22 protein-coding genes, 1 tRNA gene, 2 pseudogenes and 1 riboswitch are annotated in these 22,364 nt (G+C 63.4%); of the genes and pseudogenes, 6 read left to right on the top strand and 19 right to left on the bottom strand.

Features of this window, described 5'->3' with window-relative positions; translation table 11 throughout:
• Positions 1–59: 59 nt before the first annotated feature.
• A tRNA-Gly gene (locus AUC68_RS06485) sits at positions 60–134 on the bottom strand.
• A 134-nt stretch (positions 135–268) separates the two neighbouring features.
• Between AUC68_RS06485 and AUC68_RS06480 the strand changes: the two genes are divergently transcribed.
• Together AUC68_RS06480 and AUC68_RS06475 are read left to right on the top strand one after the other, a co-directional pair.
• Entirely contained in the window at positions 269–1,270 is a 1,002-nt protein-coding gene (locus tag AUC68_RS06480; protein WP_244500413.1) for a radical SAM protein, read from the top strand.
• A 145-nt stretch (positions 1,271–1,415) separates the two neighbouring features.
• A complete protein-coding gene (locus AUC68_RS06475) occupies positions 1,416–1,811 on the top strand; it encodes a helix-turn-helix domain-containing protein (protein WP_069436866.1) in 396 nt (131 codons plus the stop codon).
• 12 nt (positions 1,812–1,823) lie between these two features.
• Here AUC68_RS06475 and AUC68_RS06470 read toward each other — a convergent pair whose 3' ends face one another.
• From AUC68_RS06470 to AUC68_RS06440, 9 genes and pseudogenes are all read right to left on the bottom strand, one after another.
• Positions 1,824–2,126, bottom strand: coding sequence for a hypothetical protein (locus tag AUC68_RS06470; RefSeq protein WP_141701121.1), 303 nt, complete (start codon positions 2,124–2,126; stop codon positions 1,824–1,826).
• Positions 2,123–3,151 carry a phytanoyl-CoA dioxygenase family protein gene (locus AUC68_RS06465; RefSeq protein WP_069436864.1) on the bottom strand — a complete coding sequence of 343 codons (1,029 nt, stop codon included), beginning with the start codon at positions 3,149–3,151 and terminating at the stop codon, positions 2,123–2,125. The genes AUC68_RS06470 and AUC68_RS06465 overlap by 4 nt, the downstream gene beginning before the upstream one ends.
• A 28-nt stretch (positions 3,152–3,179) precedes the next feature.
• Positions 3,180–3,311: a hypothetical protein gene (locus AUC68_RS18140; protein WP_280138528.1), complete on the bottom strand. Its 132-nt coding sequence runs from the start codon at positions 3,309–3,311 to the stop codon at positions 3,180–3,182.
• Positions 3,290–3,847, bottom strand: a complete 558-nt coding sequence (locus AUC68_RS06460) for an acyl-homoserine-lactone synthase (protein WP_069436863.1) — start codon at positions 3,845–3,847, stop codon at positions 3,290–3,292. The genes AUC68_RS18140 and AUC68_RS06460 overlap by 22 nt, the downstream gene beginning before the upstream one ends.
• A 107-nt stretch (positions 3,848–3,954) precedes the next feature.
• Positions 3,955–4,173, bottom strand: a complete 219-nt coding sequence (locus AUC68_RS18135; RefSeq protein ID WP_280138535.1) for a helix-turn-helix domain-containing protein — start codon at positions 4,171–4,173, stop codon at positions 3,955–3,957.
• 33 nt (positions 4,174–4,206) lie between these two features.
• Positions 4,207–4,500: pseudogene (locus AUC68_RS18130) on the bottom strand (autoinducer binding domain-containing protein); the annotation flags it as partial.
• 313 nt (positions 4,501–4,813) lie between these two features.
• Positions 4,814–5,440 carry a hypothetical protein gene (locus AUC68_RS06450; protein WP_069436861.1) on the bottom strand — a complete coding sequence of 209 codons (627 nt, stop codon included), beginning with the start codon at positions 5,438–5,440 and terminating at the stop codon, positions 4,814–4,816.
• Between the two features lie 114 nt (positions 5,441–5,554).
• Positions 5,555–6,916: an alanine/glycine:cation symporter family protein gene (locus tag AUC68_RS06445; protein WP_069436860.1), complete on the bottom strand. Its 1,362-nt coding sequence runs from the start codon at positions 6,914–6,916 to the stop codon at positions 5,555–5,557.
• A 74-nt stretch (positions 6,917–6,990) separates the two neighbouring features.
• Positions 6,991–8,184, bottom strand: a complete 1,194-nt coding sequence (locus AUC68_RS06440; protein WP_083240481.1) for a 2'-deoxycytidine 5'-triphosphate deaminase — start codon at positions 8,182–8,184, stop codon at positions 6,991–6,993.
• Positions 8,185–8,307: 123 nt separating this feature from the next.
• On the opposite strand from AUC68_RS06440, the gene AUC68_RS06435 reads away from it, so the two are divergent.
• From AUC68_RS06435 to argE, 3 genes are all read left to right on the top strand, one after another.
• Complete coding sequence (locus AUC68_RS06435) at positions 8,308–9,039, top strand: DJ-1/PfpI family protein (protein ID WP_069436859.1); 732 nt, start codon at positions 8,308–8,310, stop codon at positions 9,037–9,039.
• Between the two features lie 41 nt (positions 9,040–9,080).
• A riboswitch (SAM riboswitch) is annotated at positions 9,081–9,158 on the top strand.
• Positions 9,159–9,289: 131 nt separating this feature from the next.
• Entirely contained in the window at positions 9,290–10,459 is a 1,170-nt protein-coding gene (gene metZ, locus AUC68_RS06430; RefSeq protein WP_069436858.1) for an O-succinylhomoserine sulfhydrylase, read from the top strand.
• A 4-nt stretch (positions 10,460–10,463) separates the two neighbouring features.
• Complete coding sequence (gene argE / locus AUC68_RS06425; RefSeq protein ID WP_069436857.1) at positions 10,464–11,627, top strand: acetylornithine deacetylase; 1,164 nt, start codon at positions 10,464–10,466, stop codon at positions 11,625–11,627.
• A 20-nt stretch (positions 11,628–11,647) separates the two neighbouring features.
• Here argE and AUC68_RS06420 read toward each other — a convergent pair whose 3' ends face one another.
• From AUC68_RS06420 to AUC68_RS06410, 3 genes and pseudogenes are all read right to left on the bottom strand, one after another.
• A complete protein-coding gene (locus AUC68_RS06420; protein ID WP_069436856.1) occupies positions 11,648–12,589 on the bottom strand; it encodes an Hsp33 family molecular chaperone in 942 nt (313 codons plus the stop codon).
• 182 nt (positions 12,590–12,771) lie between these two features.
• Positions 12,772–13,689: pseudogene (gene argF / locus AUC68_RS06415) on the bottom strand (ornithine carbamoyltransferase); the annotation flags it as partial.
• 26 nt (positions 13,690–13,715) lie between these two features.
• Positions 13,716–14,903 (bottom strand): aspartate aminotransferase family protein, encoded by a 1,188-nt coding sequence (locus tag AUC68_RS06410; protein WP_069436854.1) that lies wholly within the window; start codon positions 14,901–14,903, stop codon positions 13,716–13,718.
• 384 nt (positions 14,904–15,287) lie between these two features.
• On the opposite strand from AUC68_RS06410, the gene AUC68_RS06405 reads away from it, so the two are divergent.
• Positions 15,288–15,800 carry a GcrA family cell cycle regulator gene (locus AUC68_RS06405; protein ID WP_069436853.1) on the top strand — a complete coding sequence of 171 codons (513 nt, stop codon included), beginning with the start codon at positions 15,288–15,290 and terminating at the stop codon, positions 15,798–15,800.
• Positions 15,801–15,925: 125 nt separating this feature from the next.
• Here AUC68_RS06405 and phoB read toward each other — a convergent pair whose 3' ends face one another.
• The 6 genes from phoB to AUC68_RS06375 form a co-directional block, all read right to left on the bottom strand.
• Entirely contained in the window at positions 15,926–16,633 is a 708-nt protein-coding gene (gene phoB, locus AUC68_RS06400) for a phosphate regulon transcriptional regulator PhoB (RefSeq protein WP_069436852.1), read from the bottom strand.
• Positions 16,634–16,652: 19 nt separating this feature from the next.
• The gene (phoU, locus tag AUC68_RS06395; protein ID WP_069436851.1) at positions 16,653–17,387 is read right to left on the bottom strand and encodes a phosphate signaling complex protein PhoU; all 735 of its coding nucleotides are present in this window, start codon (positions 17,385–17,387) and stop codon (positions 16,653–16,655) included.
• A gap of 26 nt (positions 17,388–17,413) precedes the next feature.
• Positions 17,414–18,262 (bottom strand): phosphate ABC transporter ATP-binding protein PstB, encoded by an 849-nt coding sequence (gene pstB, locus AUC68_RS06390; protein ID WP_425283215.1) that lies wholly within the window; start codon positions 18,260–18,262, stop codon positions 17,414–17,416.
• A gap of 14 nt (positions 18,263–18,276) precedes the next feature.
• Positions 18,277–19,584, bottom strand: a complete 1,308-nt coding sequence (gene pstA, locus AUC68_RS06385; RefSeq protein ID WP_069436850.1) for a phosphate ABC transporter permease PstA — start codon at positions 19,582–19,584, stop codon at positions 18,277–18,279.
• Positions 19,584–21,056: a phosphate ABC transporter permease subunit PstC gene (gene pstC, locus AUC68_RS06380; protein ID WP_069436849.1), complete on the bottom strand. Its 1,473-nt coding sequence runs from the start codon at positions 21,054–21,056 to the stop codon at positions 19,584–19,586. The genes pstA and pstC overlap by 1 nt, the downstream gene beginning before the upstream one ends.
• A gap of 129 nt (positions 21,057–21,185) precedes the next feature.
• On the bottom strand, positions 21,186–22,229 hold the full coding sequence (locus AUC68_RS06375; protein ID WP_069436848.1) for a substrate-binding domain-containing protein: 1,044 nt from the start codon (positions 22,227–22,229) through the stop codon (positions 21,186–21,188).
• Between the last annotated feature and the right edge of the window lie 135 nt (positions 22,230–22,364).

The raw sequence follows: 22,364 nt of genomic DNA, 5'->3' as shown, positions 1-22,364 counted from the left end.
CGGGCGCGCAAAAAGTTTCCAGTGACGGACGGGCCGCGCTTGCCAAGCCATTGAGGGAATGGAGCGGGTGATGAGAATCGAACTCACGACACGTAGCTTGGGAAGCTACTGCTCTACCACTGAGCTACACCCGCCCACTGCGCTCATGCGTAGCCTGACCAGGATGACTTGGAAAGGCAGAATTGCAACCAGCACTCACGCAAGGGTGATGGCACGGGGGCTTGCGGTAAAGAGGGCCGCACCCGTTAATGCACGCGAACGAGGGAGCGTGAGCCGTCCGATGACCGACGCCGCCATTGCCGCAACGAGACGGAAATTCGCCGACCCGGATCGGACCGCCGATGGCCAGCGCCGCGCGCGCGTCGCTCTTGAGCGCCTCCGCACGCTATGGATCAACACCGGCACGCTGTGCAACATCGCCTGCCGCAACTGCTATATCGAGTCGAGCCCGACGAACGACACGCTCGTCTATATCAGCCGCAACGAAGCCGCCGCCTATCTCGACGAGATCGCGCGGGACCGCTGGCCGGTCACGGAAATCGGGTTCACCGGCGGCGAGCCGTTCATGAACCCCGATATAATCGGCATGCTGACCGACGCGTTGGACCGCGGCCACTCCGCACTGGTCCTGACCAATGCCATGCAGCCCATGATGCGCCCCGGGATTCGCGATGCATTGCTGGCCCTGCGCAAGGCCCATGGCGGCCGCCTATGCCTGCGAGTCAGCCTCGATCACTATACTGAGGCATTTCACGACGAGGAGCGCGGCCCCGGATCCTTCGTGAAGACCGTCGAAGGAATCGACTGGCTTGCGGCACACGGCTTCTCGATCGCGCTCGCTGGCCGGACATGCTGGGGTGAAGACGAACGCGCGGCCCGTGCCGGCTATGCCGCACTCATAGCGTCGCGCTCCTGGCCCGTTACGGCGGACGACGCCGCGTCACTGGTCTTGTTTCCGGAGATGGACGTTCAGGAGGACGTGCCCGAGATCACCGACGAGTGCTGGGATATTCTCAAGCGGTCGCCCTCGGAGATGATGTGCGCCTCGAGCCGCATGATCGTGAAACGCCGCGGCGACCGGAACCCAATGGTTCTGCCCTGCACGCTCCTGACGGACACTCCAGTCTTCGGTATGGGGACCACGCTTGCGGAGGCGGCGATGGCCCATAGTGCGATGTTCGATCACGGCGCCATCAAGCTCTGCCATCCGCATTGCGCCCGCTTTTGCGCGCTTGGCGGGGGTGCGTGCTCTGCGCCGAACCGTAAATAGGTCCGACCTATTGTCGAATACGCTAGCGTGTCGCCGCGCTCTATAATCACCCTAAATTGCGTTCCCTGCAGCACAATTGCCACTATTGCCGTGCATCGAATAGCGGTAATTGGTTGTTTTCCTACAGGGTATTAGAGGAGTCGAAATGGGAAAGAAATCGCCGCAACAGACAGATGTGGTCGTTGGACACAACATCCGCTTTTGGCGGCTCGAACGGAAGATGTCCCAGACCGACCTCGCCAATCTCCTCGGTCTGACGTTTCAGCAAATCCAGAAGTATGAAAACGGTGCCAACCGCGTCGGTGCCAGCCGGCTGATGCAAATCGCCACGGCGCTCGAGGTTCCGATCCACGCCTTCTTCGACGGCGCCGGCCCCGAAGCCGACGAAATGGAATCGCCCATCAAGTTTGTTGGCGATCAGCAGGCCCTGCGCCTCGTGCGCGCCTTTGCCGATATCGACGATGCGGGATTGCGGCGCTCCGTCGTGAACCTCGTCGAGGGCATCGCCGGCAGCCAGCCCGAAGAGAGCGGCACGAAGTAGGCCAAGCCTGTTTCAATGAACCTTTGGGGGCGACGGCGCTTCCTCATCAGATTTGGCCTCTTCTCGAGCAACGCTGTCGGACGCGGCCTTGGTCAACTCTGCTTCAGCGAGCTTCAGATGGTGTACGAATGCGTGCAGCCTGTGCTGAAGGCCCTCGATAATGGCGTAATCGAGAAGGAGCAGAAGCGACCGCGACCACTGCGGGAAGTTCACCGTGGGATCGGGGTCCGAAACCTCCTCGATCCGACTCTCCCCCGTGTCGCGGCACTCCTCTTGTCCCGATCGCCGCCCGGGTCCCAATGGCCGCCGCGTCACGCTGCCCGAGTCCCGGCCAGTTGATCCACATCCGCTCCCACCGGGACGGTCTCGTTCGGCCCGTCTTGCGGCGCCTTTTGCCACACCACAGGAAAGTCCGGACCGCTCAGCGCATCGCCGGTGTTCAGACGGCTCGTGTGGTGCAATTGCGGCGGCGCCCAAGGGCGTTCCTTGAAGCGGATGTCGTCGCCGCAATAGCGGATCGATGCGGCACGGCGGACCTGATACCGGCTTTGATTGCCGCCGGTTCCGTGAATGGTGCGGTAGTGATGAACGAGGACGTCGCCGGGCTCGACATCGAAATGAACAATGTCGTAGTCGTCGAGATTGTTCTCGATGTCCGGCAGGTCCGCGCCTTCCGATCCCGGTAAGGGCGCCTGGGAGATGAACACGTTGGGTTTGTACAGCGTGCCGTCGCGGTGCGACCCGCGCACATACATCATGGCCCCGGTCTCCAAGGTCACGGGATCCGCGGGCACCCACATCACGCAGCACTGCTCGCCTTCGATCTCGAAATAGGTCGCATCCTGATGAAACGCGGTCTTGCCCGGCGTCTTCGGCTCCTTGACGAAAACCTGATCGCCAAAGAACCGGACCGTCTGGGATTGCAGCAGTTGCCCCGCCACTTCGGGGAGCGCCCCGCCCACGCAAAGCTGCCGATAGCTGTTGAGCTTGGCAGCAATGCCGGTATCGATGAAATAGGCCCCATCACGCGCTTCGGAGTCATCGTCGGCCAGCAATGGCTTCCCGGTCGACTTGACGTAATCCATGATGGCCTCGAGGTCGTATTGCCCATCGCTCATGGCGCGCAGCTGATCGACATCGTTCTCGGCGGTCGCCCGAAGGACCTTGGTGAAGTCGTAGCCACTCGGACTGGAGTCGAGTTCCGTCACGACCCGGTCGATCGACCGTCTCAGGCTGTTCACGGCCCCCAGGCTGAGGATTCCTTTGAGGAGGACGACCCCGGCCTGCTTGTAGGCCGCGATCTCGTCTTGCGTGACGGCTCGTACGACTGGATTTGGCATCTGACGGACTCCTTTTCCGCAAAGGGCTTCAGGCGACATGGTGGAGCTGCGGCGCGGCCGGCTGATAGCAATAGGGTTCGGGCGCGGGCGATGCGTCCAGCGCCCCGAAAGCTCGGATTTCATTGATTGCGCGCTCGGTCACGGGCAAGCGGATGGCCATGCATGTCCCGCCTCCGGGGACTCCCTTGCCCCCGCCATAGGGGTGGGCGGCGCAAGCGCGAAGGTCTGCGAGTTGACCTTCTTGAAGCTTCGCAGCAGTGCGGCATCGATGACCGTCTGGATGTGCCGCACCCCGAAGCTCCAGGCCCATTCGGTCATTGCGCCGAGGATGCGGGCTTTCACGATACGATTATTCTCGGGCGTCTTTTCCCGCGGCGAGGCGATGTAGCGCGTGCCCTCGTAAACGAACGGGTCGCGCAGCGCGGCACCGCTCTCCGACAGGTGCGGGTAGTAGTCCGCCGTGAGCGATGCGCCCATCGTCGGCGTCAGCCGCACCGCGCCCTGCAGATGTCCGGTCGTGTCGAAATCGACGAAATAAACGGCCTGGTCCGTGTCGTACTGGTCGATCTCGAGGCCGTTCCTGGCGGGCAGCGACCAGCATCGATTGACGACGAATGTCTCGTAGCGTGCGCGGAACAGCGTCTCGAACAGGTCGGCGTGGCGTGCCCTGTCTTTACCCTCAATGACCCTGACCATGCTTCAGCCCCCCGTTCGAATCGTCGAGGGCCATCAGGCCTTAAGAATGGCGGGCCAATCCATATTGGTTTCCCAATATGGACGTTTTTCGATTTTATCTCAGGCGCTTAGAGGGAGATTTCGCCGAAACGGATGGCCTTCACCACGGCGAAGGTGCGCTGGAAGGCATCGAGTTTGCGCTTGGCGCGCTCCACATGCACGTTCACCGTCCCCGGCGTGATGTTGAGAATCCCGGCGATCTCCTGATCGGTTTTCCCGGCTGCGATCCAGCGCATGACTTCCTTCTCACGCGGTGTCAGCGGCGTATGCGCCTCGCCGCTTCGCATTTGCTCCAGAAGGATCCGCTTGAGCGCCTGATGGCTGCAGAGCGAGATCAGCTCGACGGCGCGGCGCGCGCCTGCAGACAGATCCGGATCCCGTCCGCAGGGGCTGAAGACCGACAGGCCCCCCGACAAGGTGACGATCGGAACGATCAGCCCGTTATTGACGTCGAACTCCTTGGCCTCCTCGACAATCCGCTTTTCGGCACGGCTGAGGTCCCGGCGTTCGACCACGTCGCTCCAGGCGAAGGGGCGCACGGTGTTGCGCAGTTCCGTGACCACCGGATCGCGCAGGACGTAGTTCTTTTCTTCGTAATGATCGACGTAGTCTGAGGCCGGGTGTTGAGATGTACGCCTTTTTTGAAGGGCTCACCGGGACCCGGCATGATGAAGCTGGTGACGCAGGTGAAGCCGAACCACGCCAACTCCTCGCAGATGGCCGCGCAAATCGCGTCGTAGTCGTTGAGGGCCTCGATCTTCTCGGCGAAATCGAACGGCCGGTGCGCGTATGGCGAAGACGACCCTCCCATGCCCTTCCCCTGTACAAAAAAGTGCGACGATCCATTGTTGCAGCTAAAAATTGCAAGTCAACAAATGCTAGGGGTTTTCAGCCAATTTTTGGGAGCTGCGACGCAATTGCCGCACCTTACTCGTCCTCGTCGGGTTCATCCTTGTCGGAGTCGGATGCCTTCTGGTCGCCCTCGATTTCGAAGGGGAGTTCGAACGTGGCCGACTTCTTCCCGAGCTTGTCGGTGAATTTCAGCTCCGCCACGTATTTGCCGGCGGGCGCCTCGGTGAAATCGATGGTGAGTGCCGTCATCACCTCGAGGTTCTTGTCCCGGCTGTCGAACGTGAAGGTCCCGAACCCGGCCTGCTCGCCCAGAACCGTGCCCTCGGCATCCTTGAGGACCAGGTCGGAAACCAGTTCGGCGTGGTTCAACCCGCTCTTCTTCTGCCAGGCAAAGCCCACCGGCTCCACATAGATGAAGAGCTTCTCGCCGGGCTTGAAGACATTGTTCGGGCGGGGGTCGTAGATGCCGTATCCCGTGGGCGCGGATTTGACGAACAGGGCCTCGCGAAACAGCAGCGGGCTCCGCTCCCAAATCTTCACCGCGGCCTCGCGGATGGAATTGTAGGCGTCGAGGTCCTTCCCGCGCTTTGCGTCGCTCTCGGCCCTCTTTGCAAGCTCTTGGACGCTTTGCGCGTAACCGGCCCCTCCCGCGCCCACGCTCGCAACGACAGCCGCTAGGAATGCGATCGCAACATGCTTCATCGTGCCCCCTGAAATTTCGAAATCACCGTGCTGCTTAGAAGGTATGACAATTGCATACGGACCGGTTTCGCGCCACTCCAACGGTGTCGTCCGACGGCTGCATAAGCCGTTCGCCTAGTACGGATTGTTTTCCGATTTGCCGCGCGTGGCGAAAAACTCCTTCGCGGCGGTAAACACCACGGGGCTCAACAATGCCAGCGCGATCAGATTCGGAATCGCCATCAGTGCGTTGAGCGTATCGGCCAGCAGCCAGATGAAGCTGAGCTTCACGGTCGCGCCGAGGATCGGCGCCAGCGACCACAGCACGCGGAACGGCACGATGACCTTTACGCCGAGAAGGTACTGCCACGCCCGTTCGCAGTAGTAGCTCCAACCAAGAAGCGAGGTGAAGGCGAACACGGCAAGCGCGATGGACGTGATTTCGCTGCCCACATTCGGGAGCGTCATCTCGAACGCGCTTGACGTGAGTTCGGCCCCGTTGAGCCCGTTTGTCCACACACCGGTGCTCAAGATCACAAGAGCCGTGAACGTGCAGACGAGGATCGTGTCGACGAACGTCCCGAGCATGGCAACGAGCCCCTGACTGACAGGCCCTTTGCATTCGGCCGCCGCATGCGCGATCGGCGCCGAGCCAAGCCCGGCCTCGTTGGAGAAGACGCCGCGGGCCACGCCGAAACGGATGGCCGCCCAGACGGCCGCGCCCGCAAACCCGCCCGTCGCCGCGGCAGGCGAAAAAGCGTGCTGGAAGATCAGCCCGAACGCTCCCGGCACCGCGCCGGCGTTGAGAGCCAGCACCACGGACCCCGCACCGATATAGCCAATCGCCATGATCGGCACCAATGTTCCGGCGACCGCGGCGATCCGGTGGACGCCACCGATCAGGACGAGGCCCACAAGGATCGCGAGGATCACGCCCGTCAACCAGAACGGCATGCCGAAGGCCGCATCCAGCGCATCGGCTACGGAGTTCGCTTGGACGGTGTTGCCGATGCCGAAACCGGCGAACCCGGTAAACAGAGCAAACGCCGTACCGAGCCAGGCCCAGCGGGCCCCAAGTCCGTTCTTGATGTAATACATGGGACCGCCGACATACTTGCCGCGTTCATCCACTTCGCGATAACGCACGGCAAGCACCGCCTCGGCGAACTTCGTCGCCATCCCCACCAATGCGGTCATCCACATCCAGAAGACGGCGCCGGGACCGCCGAAATAGATCGCGGTGGCGACGCCCGCGATATTGCCCGTTCCGATGGTCGCAGCGAGCGCCGTCATCAGGGCGTTGAACGGCGTGATCTCGCCTTTGCCCTCGGCGACCCGGCCGTGCCAGAGCATGGCCAGGGCGACCGGCAGATCGCGCAAGGTCCGGAAATGCAATCCGATCGTGAGATAGATGCCGACGCCCAAGAGGAGCACCAGCATCGGTACGCCCCAAACGATCCCGCTCAACCACGTAATGGCCGATGTCAGCGCCTCCATGGCGAAAATCCCCCGATCCCCGTTCGGGCCGCCGCGTCCCCAGATGCGGGCCCTACCCCAGATGAACTATACGCTTAAGGCTGACGAAAATGCTTCGATAGTTTCAGACCTTGCGCCTGATAATGCGAACCGATGCCCTGACCGTAAAGGGACTCGGGGATTTCGGTGAGCCTGTCATAGACGAGCCGCCCCACGATCTGTCCGTCCTCGACGATGAAGGGAATATCGAGACTGCGCACTTCGAGCACCGCCTTGGCGCCCGGTGCCTTTCCGGCCGCGTAGCCAAACCCGGGATCGAAGAACCCGGCGTAATGGACGCGGTACTCGCCGATCATCGGGTCGAACGGCGCCATCTCGGCCACATATTCCGGCGGCACGGAGACGCTTTCCTTGGACGCCAGGATGTAGAACTCCTGCGGGTCCAGAACGAGGCGCTTGTCGCGGCCGAGATGGACCGCCTCCCAGTACTGCCCCACGTCGTAGCCGCCCACATTGTCCATATCGATCACGCCCGCATAGCGCCGCGCGCGGTAGCCGACCATCCCGCCGGGCTCGACAGGTGCCAGGCTGATGCGAAGATTGAGACCGTCGCGGATCGCCGCCTCGCCCTCCACAAGACCCACATCGGAGTGGATGGCCCGCAAACGTTTGTCGCCAATGCGACCCGGCGCCTCGTCCGACTGCTGAGAGACACGGCGGCGGAAACGGATCTGATTGAGACGCGTGCCCGTGCGAACCTTGACCGAGAAGGTCCGGGGGCAGATCTCCGCGTAGAGCGGCCCGCGATAGCCTTCCGCGACATAGTCGAAGCTTTCCTGGTTGTCGGCGATCAGACGGGTGAACACGTCGAGCCGGCCCGTGGAACTCTTGGGGTTCGCGAAGGCCGCGATCGTCGGGCGCAGATTGAGATGCTCGATCAACGGAACGAGATAGACGCAACCAGCCTCCAGAACGGCGCCCTTGGTCAGGTCGATCTCGTGGAAGGTGAGCCCTTCGAGCTTGTCGCGCACGCTCGCCTTGGTGCCGGGTAGAAAGCTCGCCCGGATGCGGTAGGCCACCGTGCCCAAGCGAAGATCGAGGCTCGCGGGCTGGATCTGCGCCTCTTCGATCGGAACCGACCCACCGACCTCGCCCGCCGCAATGAGCACGCGGAGCGCCTGGCTTGGCAGCACGCCGGTCCGGGACAGCGCCCGGCTCGCCCCGTCCGCGACGCCGGCTGCGGCGGACTCCTCGGACGATGCGTCAAAAAACTGGTCGGGTTGGTTCATAGTCGATCTTCATTGCATTTGCCGTGTGGCGGGTCATCCTGAGAACGCGATTCTCCCCCGGATTCACAAGGAACGCCAGAGCCCATCCCATGACCCCGGAAGGCCCATGACCCCGGAAGGCCCATGACCCCAGAAGGCCAGAGTCCCGGCGATACGCCCCTTGAAATCGGCTCGCTCCTGTTCGAAGGGCTCGACCAGATCGACCTCACCGGCCCGTTCGAGGTCTTCGCCCGCATTCCGAATGCCACCTGCCGCCTCTACGGGCTAACCACCGCGCCCGTCGAAGACGCGGCCGGCTTGCAGCTCACGCCCGATGGGTCTCTGCTGGATGCGCCCCGGCTAGACGTGCTGCACATCCCCGGTGGCCCGGGACAGGAGGCCCTGATGCGGGATGAGGCCCTGCTCAGCTGGATCCGCCGCCAGGCTGCCGAAGCGAAGATCCTCTTCTCCGTGTGCACGGGCGCGCTGCTTTGCGGGGCGGCGGGGCTGCTGCGCGGCAAAAAGGCCACGACCTATTGGACCGTGCAGCATCTTCTGCCTTTGTTCGGCGCGACGCCCATCGATGCCCGCGTCGTCGTGGACGGCAATCTCGTCTGCGCAGGCGGCGTCACCTCCGGGATCGACGGGGCCCTGCAGGTCGCCGCGATGCTGCGCGGACAGGAGGTGGCGGAGGCCATCCAACTCGCCATGCAATATGCGCCCGAACCGCCCTTCGATGCGGGCGCCCCGGACCGGGCGCCTGCGGCGGCGGTCGAGACGGTTCGGACGGCGACCGCCGCTCTGACCGCCCGCCGGGAGGAAACAGCCCGCATGGTGGCGAAGCGGCTCGGAATTGCCACGGCCTGCCTCGAATGAGCCTGCCCGTTTTGCTTGACGCTCCCGCCCCGGCGCGACATTAATCGGGGTGTGGTGATTTGGCCGGCCGGCTTGCAGCCACGTAAAACAAGTCGCTAAAAGGCCGCGGACTTCGACCCCGGGCCTTTGGCGGCAGCCAAGTCCGGGTTTTTTTATGCCGCCGGCCAAAAATCGCGACAGGTGAAAACGAACGAGGAGTGTTTGGTCATGGCCGGGAAGAACGAGAGCCGCGAGGCGTTAAGCAGCAAGGTTGGGGCCCGCCACGCAGCTGGTGCACGAGGGCACGCTGCGTAGCCAGTTTGGCGAAACCTCCGAAGCCCTCTTTCTCAACTCCGGCTATGTCTACGAAAACGCCGAGGAGGCCGAAGCGCGCTTCAAGGGCGAAACGGAGGGCTATGTCTATAGCCGCTACGCGAACCCCACCATCTCCATGTTCGAGCAGCGCATCTGCGCGCTCGAGGGGGCGGACGCCGCGCGCGGCACGGCGAGTGGCATGGCGGCCGTGGCCGCCTCGCTCCTGTCCCATCTCAAAGCGGGCGACCATGTGGTCGCGGGGCGCGCCCTGTTCGGCAGTTGCCTCTATATCGTGGAGGACCTCCTGCCGCGCTACGGCATCACCTCGACGCTTGTGGACGGCCGGGACTTGGCAGCCTGGGAGGCCGCCGTCACGCCCAACACGAAAGCCTTTTTCTTCGAAACGCCGACGAACCCCGTTCTGGAGCTGGTCGACATCGAGGCCGTGGCCAAGATCGCCAAGGGATGCGGCGCGCTGACCATCGTCGACAACGTGTTCGCAACGCCGCTCGGCCAGCGGCCCATGGCGCTCGGCGCCGACATCGTCGTCTACTCGGCGACGAAGCACATCGACGGGCAAGGCCGCTGCCTGGGCGGCGTGGTCCTCGGCCCGCAGGAGTTCGTCGACGAGACCTTGCATACGTTCCTGAAGCATACCGGACCGTCGTTGAGCCCGTTCAACGCGTGGGTGCTGCTCAAGGGACTGGAGACGCTGCCCTTGCGCGTGGCCCGGCATTGCGAGTCCGCCGCGCGCATCGCCGATTTTCTGGCGGACGCGCCGGCGGTCACACGGGTCCATTATCCGGGACGCGCGGACCATCCCCAGCACGACCTCGCCAAGAAGCAGATGGCCTTTGGCGGCCCGCTGGTGGCCTTCGATGTCGGCACGACCAAGGAAGACGCCTTTGCGTTCTTGAACGGGCTCGATCTCGTCAGCATCAGCAACAATCTCGGCGACGCCAAGAGTCTGGCCACCCATCCGGCGACCACCACGCACCAACGCCTTTCGCCGGAGACCCGTGCGGAACTCGGCATTTTCGACAGCACGATCCGCATCTCGGTCGGCCTGGAAGATGCCGGCGATCTGGAAGCGGACCTCGATCGAGCCCTTTCGATGGTGAAGTAACAGCATGGCGACGCCCGCGCGCACGCAAGACGCAAAAGACCTTCTCGCGAAGCTCGTCGCCTTCGACACGACGAGCGCGCGGTCCAATCTCGATCTGATCGCATTCGTGCGGGACGTCTTGGACGGTCACGGTGTCGCCTCCACCCTGGTGCCGAGCGACGACGGCAAGAAGGCCTCCCTGCTCGCGACCATTGGCGACGGCGCGGGCGGCGTCGGGCTTTCCGGTCATAGCGACTGCGTGCCGGTGACGGGCCAATCCTGGACCTCCGATCCGTTCACGCTGACCGAGCGGGACGGCAAGCTCTACGGACGGGGCACCTGCGATATGAAAGGCTTCATCGCCTGCGTGCTCGCCTCGGTGCCGCTGTTCAAATCGGCGCCGCTGGCCGAGCCCATCCATATCCTCGTTTCCTATGACGAGGAGGTGGGATGCATCGGCGTGCGGCCCATGATCGCGCGGTTCGGGCAGGATTTGCCGCGCCCGCGTGTCGTCATCGTGGGCGAGCCCTCCGGCATGCAGGTCATCGACGGACACAAATGCATCGACGTGTTCCGCACGACGGTCACCGGGAAGGAAGCCCATTCCAGCATGCCGGCGATCGGCGTCAATGCGATTTCCGCCGCCTCGAAGATCGTGGAGGAGATCGACCGCATGGCGGCGGAGGTCGCGAAGGCCGAGAACGATCCGCATTACGACCCGCCCTACTCCACCGTCATGGTCGCGATGGTGGACGGGGGGACCGCGCCCAATATCGTGCCACGGAACTGCGACGTGCTCTGGCAGCTCCGGGGACTTCCCGGCACCAAGGCCAAGGACGTGCCCGCGCGGCTCGCGGCGTTCGCCAACAGGACCTTGCTGCCGAACATGCGTGCCGTCGCGCCGAATGCCGCCATCGACACAAGGACGGAGACAGCGGTCCCGGCGTTCTCGGCCGGGCCGGACTCCGAGGCGGTGTCGCTGGCCATGACGCTGACCGGCGCCAACCGCGCCTCAGGCGTCTCCTACGCGACGGAAGCCGGCCTGTTCCAGGATGCGGGCTGCGCGGCCGTGGTGTGCGGCCCCGGCGACATCGAACAGGCCCATGCGGCGGACGAGTTCGTCTCGCTGGCGCAGATCGACTCCTGCCTCGCGTTCCTGGCAAAGCTCGGCGAGCGGATGCGCGCTTAGAGGATCAAGCGGTCCGGTGCCTATTCGGCCCCGAAATCGGCCGGGTCGAAGTCGTAACGGGCGTTGCAGAACTCGCAACTGACCCAGAGCTTGCCGTCGACCACCATGTCGGCCAGGTCCTCGCCCGAGAAGCGTTCGAGCATTTCCCCGACGCGTTCGCGCGAGCAGCTGCAATAAGTCGTCAACGGGATGGCGCGATAGACCCGCACCTGCTCTTCATGGAAGAGGCGGAAGAGCAACCGTTCGGGTGCGAGTGTGGGGTCGAGTAGCTCATGGTCCTCGACCGTTTCGGCAAGCGACTTCGCGCGGGTCCAATCTTCCTCGAACCGCTTCGGGCTCACGATCCCGCCTTCGCGCGTGAGCTTCTGCACCAGTAGTCCGCCGGCGCGCCAGGTCCAGGCACCTTCGCCGTTCGCCCCGACCTGAAAGTGCCGGGCCACGGCAAGCCGCAAGAAACTCGGCAGTTGTTCGGACTGTTTGAAATAGGTGTCCGCGGCCTCCGCGAGGCTGGAGCCTTCGAGCGGCACCACGCCTTGATAGCGCTCGGCGTCCTGGCCGCGATCGATGGTCATGGCAAGATGGCCGTGTCCGAGCAGCGCCGCGTCGTCCTCCCGGTCGAGGGCCGCCAGCTTCTCCTCGTCGAAACGGGCATAGGCGCGCATGGCGCCGGGGACCACGAAATCGGCCACGAGGAGATCGACGGCGCCATCGGTCGAGGCCTGGAGGATCAGCTTGCCGTCCGATTTCAGCGAGGCGCCGAGCAGCGCCGTCAGCGCGACCGCTTCGCCCAGCAGGCGCGAGACGGGCTCGGGGTAATCGTGGCGCGACAGGATCGTGTCGACGGTCGGACCCAGCTTCACCAGGCGCCCGAGGACGTCGGCCTGCTCGGCCTGGAACGGCAGAACCACGTCGTCCGACGGCAGCGTGATCTGGATCGCCTCATGGGAAGCGGATTCGCTCACCTCTTGCCTCCGCGCTTCGCGGCCTTTTTGGGCGCGCGCGTTTTCTTGGCTGCGGGCTCCTTCGCGGTCGTCTTCTTCGCCGATGCCCGCTTCGCTGTTGCCTTCTTCGTCGCGACCTTCTTGGCCTTAGGCTTCGCGGCCGCTTTGCGTGCGGCGGACTGCGCCGGAAGGCGACCGTTGTGCAGGCACCAGACCAGGATCGCCTTTTGCGCGTGCAGCCGGTTTTCCGCCTCGTCCCAAACGACCGATTGCGGCCCGTCCATCACCGCGTCCGTCACTTCGTCGCCGCGATGGGCCGGAAGGCAGTGCATGAAGATCGCGTCGGGCTTGGCCAGCGCCATCAGCGCCTCATCGACCCGGAACGGCTCGAGGGCCGCTTTGCGCGCCGCCACATCGTTGTCGCCCATGGAGACCCACGTATCGGTGACCACGCAATCCGCACCGTTGGCGGCGGCGCCGGCGTCGGTGCCGACCTCGATGGTTGCGCCTTGCGCACGGGCCCAAGCCAGCAAGTCCGGGTCCGGGCCGAAATCCGACGGGGCCGCAATGCGCAAGGTGAAGCCGAAACGCGCGGCCGCATGCACCCAAGAGGTCGCGACGTTGTTCGCGTCCCCGATCCAAGCCACGATGCGCCCCGCGATGGGCCCCTTGTGCTCCTCGAAAGTCAGGATGTCGGCCATGATCTGGCAGGGATGGGACCGCGCCGTGAGGCCGTTGACGACCGGAATTTCCGCGTATTCGGCGAACGCCAGGAGCCCGTCATGAGGACCCGTCCGGAGCATGATCGCATCCACATAGCGGGACAGCACCCGCGCGGTATCGCCGATCGTCTCGCCGCGCCCGAGTTGCATGTCCTGGGCATTCAGCACGATGGCCGAGCCGCCGAGCTGGCGCATCGCCATCTCGAACGAAACGCGCGTCCGCGTCGACGGCTTTTCGAAGATCATGGCCAGGACCGCGCCGTCGGGAATGGCGAGCGCTTTGGGGACTTTGCGCGCTGTCTTCAGCGTGGCGGCCGTGTCGAGGATGGCGCGCAGCGTCGGCGTATCCAGGGCATCGATATCCAGAAAATGGGAGGCGTCGGAGACATGACCGAAAATCTTGGAAGCAGGGCTTGAGAATGGAACTAAACGTGCCCGGCATCGCCGGTTTTCAGGGCAACACAGGCAGCGTCGATGGTACGGGTGCCGAGGTCGATTTCGTCCTCGCCGACGATGAGAGGGGGAAGCAGGCGCACGACATTGTCCCCGGCCGGGACCGTGAGCATGCCCCGCTCGCGCAAGGCCGCGACGAGCTTCGTGTTCTCCGGCTTGCACTTCAGTCCCATCATGAGCCCCTGGCCCCGCACCTCGGCGATGATCTCGCTGTGCTCGTCGGCAAGACCGGCGAGCTGCTGTTTCAATCTTAAGCCCATTTGCGCGACATGTTCGAGAAAGCCGGGCTCGAGAACGATATCGAGCACGGCGTTGCCGACGGCCACGGCCAGCGGGTTGCCGCCGAACGTGGACCCATGCGTGCCCGGCACCATGGTTTGTCCCACGGCTTCCGTCGCGAGACACGCGCCGATCGGGAAGCCGCCGCCGAGCCCTTTTGCGGACGCCATGATGTCCGGCGTGATCTCTGCCCATTCATGGGCATAGAAGCGGCCGGTGCGGCCGACGCCCGATTGCACCTCGTCGGCAACCAGCAGGATACCTTCCTCGTCGCACAGCGCCCGCAAATCCTGCAGGAAGCGATAGGGCACCTCGCGCATACCGCCCTCGCCCATGATGGGCTCGAGCAGGATGCCGGCGGTCTCGCCGGTGATCGCGTCCTTGACGGCATCGATGTCGAAGCCCGTGACCTGGTCGAAGCCGTCCACGGGCGGGCCGAAGCCTTCCAGATGCTTCGCCTGGCCGCCGGCGGCGATGGTCGCCAGCGTCCGCCCATGAAAAGCGCCCTCAAAGGTGATCAGCCGATACCGCTCTGGGGCGCCGTTGGCAAAATGGTACCGGCGCGCGCATTTGATCGCGGCCTCCACGGCCTCGGCGCCGGAATTCGTAAAAGACACCCGATCGGCGAAGGTGGCATCGCAGAGACGCCGGCCGAGGCGCTCCTGATCGGGGATGCCGTGCAGGTTCGAGACGTGCCAGACCTTCTCGGCCTGCGTCTTCAAGGTCTCGACCAGATGCGGGTGCGCGTGCCCGAGCGCGGTGACGGCGATGCCGCTCGAGAAGTCGAGATAGCGCTCCCCGCTCTCGTCAAAGAGAAAGGCGCCTTCGCCCCGCGCGAAGGACAATCCGCTGCGAGCATAGGTCGGAAGAAGAGCCGACATGAAACTTCCGTGTTCTTGAAACAAAAGTGCCGCCAATCGGCGGCACCAAGCAGAGTCAGAGTGTTAGGTCTGCTCCACAGTTGAGTCAATCTGTCCTTATGACCCGCTTATCCAACGTTTCTCCACGTTTCTATCAACGCCTGGGTTTGTGCTCGGCCCGGAGTGATGGCAGAATCGGATCGTTCCGGTGGAAAACGAGGCACACAAGCACGGCGGACGCTTGTCGGTTTCTACCGGCCTTAGTAGGGTGATAATCGTTCGGCTACCAGATGTCGTAGGCATGTTGGACGCCCGGGCGGTCATTTCTCAGCAGTAAATCCGAGTATTGAAAAAAATGCCGTCTCTCATGACGGGTGGAATCTGAGTCCAAACGAGGAGGCCAAAATGGCTTGGACCGACGAAAGAGTAGAACTGCTGAAAAAGCTTTGGTCCGAAGGACTGAGCGCGAGCCAAATCGCGGGTCGCTTAGGCGGCGTGACCCGCAATGCGGTGATCGGCAAGGTGCACCGGCTGGGACTTTCGGGGCGCGCGACCAGTTCGCGCTCCAGCGTTCCGCGGCCGCGGCGCACGCATACACCACGGCAAAATCGGGCGCCTTCGCTCACCTTCGGTACGCGCGGCAATGTCGCGCTGAAGCCGACCTTCGAGGAGGAATACGAAGCGGCACCGGCGCCGGCTCCTGTCGAGGAGCTGGTGATCCCGCTGCACGAGCGGGCGAGCATCCTCACGCTGAAGGAGTCGATGTGCCGCTGGCCCATCGGCGATCCGACCGAGGAAGGGTTTCACTTTTGCGGGCGCAAGAAGTCCGGCTCGATGCCTTACTGCGAGCATCATGCCCGCATGGCCTATCAGCCGGTACAGGCGCGGCGGCGGGAGAAGCGCTCAGCCAATGGCTGAGCCTCTCTTCCCTTTTGCGACATGACGGAAGGCGCCACGAAAGCTGGCGCCTTTCCTTTTTGGGAAGGCGCGAATTTCCGGGACGCCCCGAATGTCGGGGGAAGGCTTGGAGCGAGCCAGCTTCGCTAGGCCGTTTCTTCCAACTTGTCGGAAAAGGCATAGCCGGCGCCACGCACGGTGCGAACCGGATCGCGCTCGCTGCCGCGCATCATGGCTTTGCGCAACCGGCCGATATGCACGTCGACCGTACGTTCATCGACATAGACATTCCGCCCCCAAACGCCGTCGAGCAACTGCGCGCGGCTGAAGACGCGCCCGGGACTCTGCATGAGGAATTCCAGCAAGCGGAACTCGGTGGGGCCGAGGTGGATCTGCCGGCCACTTCGCGTGACGCGATGAGACTCCCGGTCGAGTTCGATGTCGCCGACCGATAGCACCGAGGCGATACGCTCCGGGCTGGTGCGGCGGAGAATGGCGCGCACACGTGCCATCAATTCGGGCAGCGAGAACGGCTTCACCACGTAGTCGTCAGCGCCCGTGGTCAGTCCGCGAATGCGGTCGTTCTCTTCGCTGCGCGCCGTCAGGAGGATGATCGGAATGGTGCGCGATTCCTTGCCGGTGCGCAGACGCCGGCAAAGCTCGAGCCCGGACAGGCCGGGCAGCATCCAATCCAGGACGATCAGATCCGGCGAATTCTCCGCGATGGAGACTTCCGCCTCGTCGCCGCGATGGACAACATCGACGGCGAAGCCTTCGGCCTCGAGGTTGTAGCGTAGGAGAAGCGCCAAAGGCTCCTCGTCCTCGACAACCAGCACCTTCGCTCCCGCGCTCATGCCTGTCACCTGCCGCCCGTTAGAAGTTGGAGCTTCTCAGCGACGTATAGGCTGTCGAACTGGTCGTGTCGCCTTTCGGACGCTGATCCGTGATCGGCCGGCCATGTACGAGATAATAGACCGTCTCTGCAATGTTGGTTGCGTGATCGCCCACGCGCTCGATGTTCTTCGCACCGAAGAGCAGGTGCGTACACAGACCGATATTCCGCGGATCTTCCATCATGTAGGTGAGGAGTTCGCGGAACAGCGAATTGTACATCGCGTCGATCTCTTCGTCCTTGTACCAGACGCTCAAGGCCCGCTCTGCGTCGCGCTCGATAAAGGCGTCGAGCACTTCCTTCAGCTGGTTCAGGGACAATTCGCCCATGTGCTTCAGGCCGAGCATCAGCTGCTTGGGCTGCTGCTCGGTCACCACGGCGACGGCTCGCTTGGCGATATTCTTGCCGAGGTCGCCGATGCGCTCCAGATCGGTGGAAATCCGCAAGGCCGCCATGATCTGGCGGAGATCGTAGGCCATCGGCTGCCGGCGGGCGATCATCACAACCGCCTGCTCTTCGATATCGCGCTGAAGCTGATCGATCTCCTCGTCCTCGTTGATCGTGGTGGCGGCCAGATCCGGGTCGCGGCGATCCAGCGCCTCGAAGGACTGTCCGAGAACCTTTTCGGCAAGACCGCCCATCTTGGCGATCTTGTTGTTGAGGAGAGAAAGCTCTTCCTCGTAGGACCGGACGATATGTTCGTTCTGCTGTTCCATGGGGGGCGGACTCCTGAGCGCCGATATCAGCCGAAGCGACCGGTGACGTAGTCTTGGGTGCGCTGATCGGACGGATTGGTGAAGATTGTCGATGTGTCGTTCACCTCGACAAGCTTGCCGAGATGGAAGAACGCCGTACGCTGGGACACACGCGCGGCCTGCTGCATCGAATGCGTCACGATGGCGATGCAAAGATTTTCCTTGAGCTCGTCGATAAGCGTCTCGATCGTCGCCGTCGCGATGGGATCGAGCGCCGAACAGGGCTCGTCCATGAGGAGGACCTCCGGGTTGACGGAGATGGCGCGCGCGATGCAAAGGCGCTGCTGCTGACCGCCGGAGAGGCCGGTGCCCGGCGCATCCAGCCGATCCTTCACTTCCTCCCAAAGACCGGCCTTGATCAGGCTGGTCTCGACGACCTCGTCCATCTGCGCCTTGGTCGCACACAGACCGTGGAGGCGCGGCGCATAGGCGACATTCTCATAGATCGACTTCGGGAAGGGGTTGGGCTTCTGGAACACCATGCCGACACGGGCGCGAAGCTGAACCGGATCGACCTCGGGCGCATAGATGTCTTCGCCGTCGAGGCGAATGTCACCCTTGACCTTACAGATGTCGATCACGTCGTTCATGCGATTGAGACAGCGCAGGAACGTGGACTTGCCACAACCGGACGGCCCGATCAGGGCTGTGACCGACTGGCCGAAGACCTCCAGATTGACATCGAAGAGCGCCTGTTTCTCGCCATACCAAAGGTTGACGTCCGTCGCCTTGATTTTCAGCTCGCCGAGAGCGGCGGGAGCCGCATCGTCGGTCTCCTTTGGCTCGGCTGGCTGCTCGACCGTCATAGCAGGCCTGTCTTCCACCTTCGCCTCCATAGCTTCGGTCCTCTTTACCATTTGCGTTCGAACTTGTTCCGGAGATAAACGGCCAAACTGTTCATCACGATCAGGAAGGCCAGCAATACCATGGTCGCACCGGCGGTGCGCTCCACAAAGCCACGTTCCGCGGACGATGCCCACATATAGATCTGCACGGGCAGGCCGGTGGCGGGATCGAGCGGGGTCGTCGGATACTCCACCACGAAGGCCACCATGCCGATCATCAGAAGCGGGGCCGTTTCACCCAGTGCCTGCACCAGCCCGATAATCGTACCGGTCAAGATGCCTGGCAAGGACAATGGCAGCACGTGGTGTCCGATCAACTGCATTTTGGACGCGCCGACGCCGAGGGCCGCTTCGCGAATGGAGGGCGGCACCGCGCGAATGGCGGCGCGTGTGGTGATGATGATCGTCGGAAGCGTCATCAGGGTCAGCACCAGACCGCCGACCAGAGAGGCCGAGCGCGGCAGGCCGAAGAAGTTGATGAAGACGGCCAGGCCCAAAAGACCGAACACGATGGACGGCACCGCGGCGAGGTTGTTGATGTTCACCTCGATCGTGTCGGAGATCTTCCCCTTGGGCGCATATTCTTCGAGATAAAGCGCCGCGCACACGCCGAGAGGCACGGCCAGCAGAACCACGGTGAGCATCATGAAGAAGGAGCCGATCAGCGCAACGCCAAGACCGGCCGTTTCCGGATTGCTCGAGGCGCCATTCACGAAGAGACCCGTATTGAAGCGCTTTTCCATGTCGCCTTTGTCGACGAGTTGGTCGATCCAAGCGACCTGCTGATCATTGACCGCGCGGCGATCGCTCGGCGTCTTGCGATCGATGGATCCCTTCAGCAAGGCATCCGCGTCGTCGCTGGCAAGCAGCCACACGTCTTCGGTCTTCCCAATGATCGACGGATCCCGCAGGACCATGTCGCGCAGCTGAACATCGACGCCGCGCGACAGAAGCTTGTTGGCATCGCGGCGCACTTTGCGATCCTCGGCATCGATGCCGAGCTGCTTGTAGAGGGCCGCACGCGCCAGCTTCACATAATTGGCGCGGAAAATTTCGTCTTCCGCGTCGGGGTTGCCCGACGGATTGATCACGTCCTGGCTGAACTCGACAGGCAGCTTGATGGAGGTCTGCAGGAATGCGGACCAGCCTTGGCTGAAGATCGAGGTGAACAGGAACACCAGGAAGGCCAGCGCGAACAGGATCGCCGCGACGCCGTAGGCGCGGAACCGGCGCTCGGCCCGATGCCGCTTGCGCAGCTTCTTCTGAGCTTCTTCGCCTGTGAAGGATGCGAGGGAGGCGGTCTGATCGGTCATTATTCGTACTGCTCCCGATATTTGCGCACGATGTAGAGGGCGTAGACGTTCAGGGCCAAGGTGATGATGAACAGCGTGAGACCGAGGGCGAATGCCACCAAGGTCTGCGGGCTGTTGAACTCGAGGTCGCCCGTCAACTGGCTGACGATCTTCACCGTGATCGTCGTGACCGGCTCAAGAGGATTGAGCGTGAGGTTCGCGGCGATGCCGGCGGCCAGAACCACGATCATGGTCTCGCCGATGGCCCGCGAGGCCGCGAGCAGCACGGCGCCGACGATGCCCGGCAGAGCGGCCGGCAGAATGACCTTCTTGATCGTTTCGGACTGGGTCGCGCCGAGCCCGTAGGAGCCTTCGCGAAGCGATTGCGGCACCGCGTTGATGATGTCGTCGGACAGCGACGACACGAATGGAATGATCATCACGCCCATGACGATGCCGGCGGTCAGCACGCTCGAGGCCGAGATCTCAAGCCCGATATTGAACCCGAGGTCGCGGAGCAGCGGGCCGAACACCGACAGGGCGAAGAAGCCGTAGACGATCGTCGGGATGCCCGCGAGGATCTCGAGAACGGGCTTGGCGAACGCGCGGACCTTGGAGCCGGCATATTCGGACATGTAGATCGCGGCGAAGAGGCCAACCGGGACGGCAACCAGCAGGGCCACCGCCGAGATGAACAGCGTGCCCCACAAGAGCGGCAGCAGGCCGAACTGGCCTTCCGCCTTGCCGACCGTGGCGAAGCGCGGATCCCAGACCGTCCCGAACAGGAAGTCGAACGGAGAGACGAACTGGAAGAAGTGAATGGTTTCGAACAGCACCGACAGGACGATGCCGACGGTCGTGAGCACCGCGACCGTCGAGGCCAGGAACAGGCCGCCGCGCATGACGCGCTCGACGATATTGCGCGCCCGCAGCTCGGGCCGGATGCGGGAATAGCCCCAGACAAAGCCCAAGGCAGCAAGAGCAAAACAGGCCGATCGGCAGCGCGAACCGGCTGGTTCCGCGCGCGAGGCGAGTTCGTCCGCAGCGGCCAGAAGCGAGCGATCCGGATCGGAGCCCAGAACGACGCCATGCCGCGCGAGCACGTCCCGCGCATCGGACGTGGTGACGAAGCCATACCGCGCCTTGCGCAGGACCTCATACTCTTCGGGGCTGAGCTGGGGCAGACCCTCGGCGATCGTATCCACCACGCTCATGGTGAGCGCTTTTTCGGCATCACTGCCCTGAAGCACCTTCGCCGGCAGCTCCTGCATGGCGACGTATCGGGTGAGCGGACGTTCCGCGATGCCCCAGACGGCAAGCAGGATGATCGCCGGCAGGGCGGTCAGAATAGCGAGGTAGTAGCCGTGATAGGACGGACGCGAGTGGAGGTTTTGCTGCTGGCCGCCGCAAGTCTGGATGCTGCGCATGCGGCCGATGAAGTAGGCGAGGACGCCTGCACCAATGAGAATGGCAAGTATCGTGAGACTGGACACCCGACGACCCCCCTCGGTCGGTCATTCTAATTCTTCATGGCCCCGGTTCGGAGGGCCCGGCCAGGGGAGCGGCGCCTTTGCGCGGCACCGCTCCCCCAACGTGGTTGGCTAGACAGGATCGACAGCACTCTACATGCTGAGAACCTTGCCCTCCTCGACTTCTTCCTGAAGGGCCTCGAGCTCCTCCTCAGGCAGCGGAACAAGGCCATAGTCGGCCAGCGGGCCGTCCGGACCGATCATCTTCTCGCTGGTGAAGAACTCCACATACTCCTTGAGGCCGGGGATCACACCGATGTGGTCCTTCTTGACGTAGAAGAACAGCGGGCGGGAGACCGGGTACTTGCCGGAGGAGATCGTCTCAACAGACGGGGCAATACCGTCCATCGTGGCGACGTTCAGCTTGTCGGTGTTGTTCTCGTAGAAGGACAGACCGAACACGCCGACGCCGGTCGGGTTGGACTGGATACGGGCCAGCGTCTCGGTGTAGTCGCCGTCAATGTCGACCGCGCCACCGTCCTTGCGGACCTTGTAGCAAGCCTTGCCAGCGGCTTTCGTGTCCATGCCGCCGTCCACGTAGATCTTGTGGCCACCGGCAGCTTCGCAACCGATAACAAGAACCTTCTCTTCGAAGACTTCGCGGGTGCCGTGTTTCTCGCCCGGGATGTAAGCGACGATCTTCCAATCCGGAAGCTTGTCGTTCACGTCCTTCCAGGTCTTGTTCGGGTTCTCGACCATCTTGCCGTCGACCGGGATCTCCGCGGCGAGAGCGAGGTACACGTCCTTCGGCTCGAGAGCCCAAGCGTCCGACTTGGCGTCGGTCGCGAACACGATGCCGTCATAGCCGAAGCGAACCGGCATGATGTTTTTCACGCCAGCCTCGGCACAGGCCTTGATTTCGCTGTCCTTGATCGGGCGCGAGGAATTGGCGATGTCGATGGTGCCCTCGCCGACGCCCTTGCAGAACTGCTTCAGGCCGGCGGACGAACCGCCAGACTCGACGACCGGCGCCTTAAACTTAGAGTAGGTCTTACCGAAATCCTCGGCGACGATCTGCGCATACGGCAGCACCGTCGAGGACCCGGCGATCTGAACCTGGTCACGGGCCAGCGCGGGGCCACCCGTGCAAAGAGCGGCGACGGCCAGCGTCGACGCTGCGATAGCAAACCTGTTCACAATAGAACTCCCTTGGCTTGGATCTGGGCGCTTGGATAAGCGCCTAGGCTAGCGTGCCCTACGCCGCCAGCTCGTGGGCACGCTAATGGCCCTTGACCATTCTTTTATGACGCTGATGATTCTCTATTATGACAG

The organism is Methyloceanibacter methanicus (assembly GCF_001723285.1).
GTDB lineage: Bacteria > Pseudomonadota > Alphaproteobacteria > Rhizobiales > Methyloligellaceae > Methyloceanibacter > Methyloceanibacter methanicus.
Note: the sequence above shows the minus strand (reverse complement) of the source record. Positions and strands in the feature narration are given on the sequence as shown.

Excerpts from the sequence above, each read along its gene's own strand:
- argE (WP_069436857.1), top strand. The coding sequence starts at position 10,464 with ATGGCGACGCCCGCGCGCACGCAAGACGCAAAAGACCTTCTCGCGAAG.
- AUC68_RS06445 (WP_069436860.1), bottom strand. The coding sequence starts at position 6,916 with ATGGAGGCGCTGACATCGGCCATTACGTGGTTGAGCGGGATCGTTTGG.
- AUC68_RS06440 (WP_083240481.1), bottom strand. The coding sequence starts at position 8,184 with ATGAACCAACCCGACCAGTTTTTTGACGCATCGTCCGAGGAGTCCGCC.
- AUC68_RS18140 (WP_280138528.1), bottom strand. The coding sequence starts at position 3,311 with ATGGCCATCCGCTTGCCCGTGACCGAGCGCGCAATCAATGAAATCCGA.
- AUC68_RS06435 (WP_069436859.1), top strand. The coding sequence starts at position 8,308 with ATGACCCCAGAAGGCCAGAGTCCCGGCGATACGCCCCTTGAAATCGGC.
- AUC68_RS06405 (WP_069436853.1), top strand. The coding sequence starts at position 15,288 with ATGGCTTGGACCGACGAAAGAGTAGAACTGCTGAAAAAGCTTTGGTCC.
- AUC68_RS06465 (WP_069436864.1), bottom strand. The coding sequence starts at position 3,151 with ATGCCAAATCCAGTCGTACGAGCCGTCACGCAAGACGAGATCGCGGCC.
- AUC68_RS06460 (WP_069436863.1), bottom strand. The coding sequence starts at position 3,847 with ATGGTCAGGGTCATTGAGGGTAAAGACAGGGCACGCCACGCCGACCTG.
- AUC68_RS06450 (WP_069436861.1), bottom strand. The coding sequence starts at position 5,440 with ATGAAGCATGTTGCGATCGCATTCCTAGCGGCTGTCGTTGCGAGCGTG.
- pstA (WP_069436850.1), bottom strand. The coding sequence starts at position 19,584 with ATGACCGATCAGACCGCCTCCCTCGCATCCTTCACAGGCGAAGAAGCT.
- AUC68_RS18135 (WP_280138535.1), bottom strand. The coding sequence starts at position 4,173 with ATGCGAAGCGGCGAGGCGCATACGCCGCTGACACCGCGTGAGAAGGAA.
- phoU (WP_069436851.1), bottom strand. The coding sequence starts at position 17,387 with ATGGAACAGCAGAACGAACATATCGTCCGGTCCTACGAGGAAGAGCTT.
- AUC68_RS06475 (WP_069436866.1), top strand. The coding sequence starts at position 1,416 with ATGGGAAAGAAATCGCCGCAACAGACAGATGTGGTCGTTGGACACAAC.
- phoB (WP_069436852.1), bottom strand. The coding sequence starts at position 16,633 with ATGAGCGCGGGAGCGAAGGTGCTGGTTGTCGAGGACGAGGAGCCTTTG.
- AUC68_RS06410 (WP_069436854.1), bottom strand. The coding sequence starts at position 14,903 with ATGTCGGCTCTTCTTCCGACCTATGCTCGCAGCGGATTGTCCTTCGCG.
- pstB (WP_425283215.1), bottom strand. The coding sequence starts at position 18,262 with ATGGAGGCGAAGGTGGAAGACAGGCCTGCTATGACGGTCGAGCAGCCA.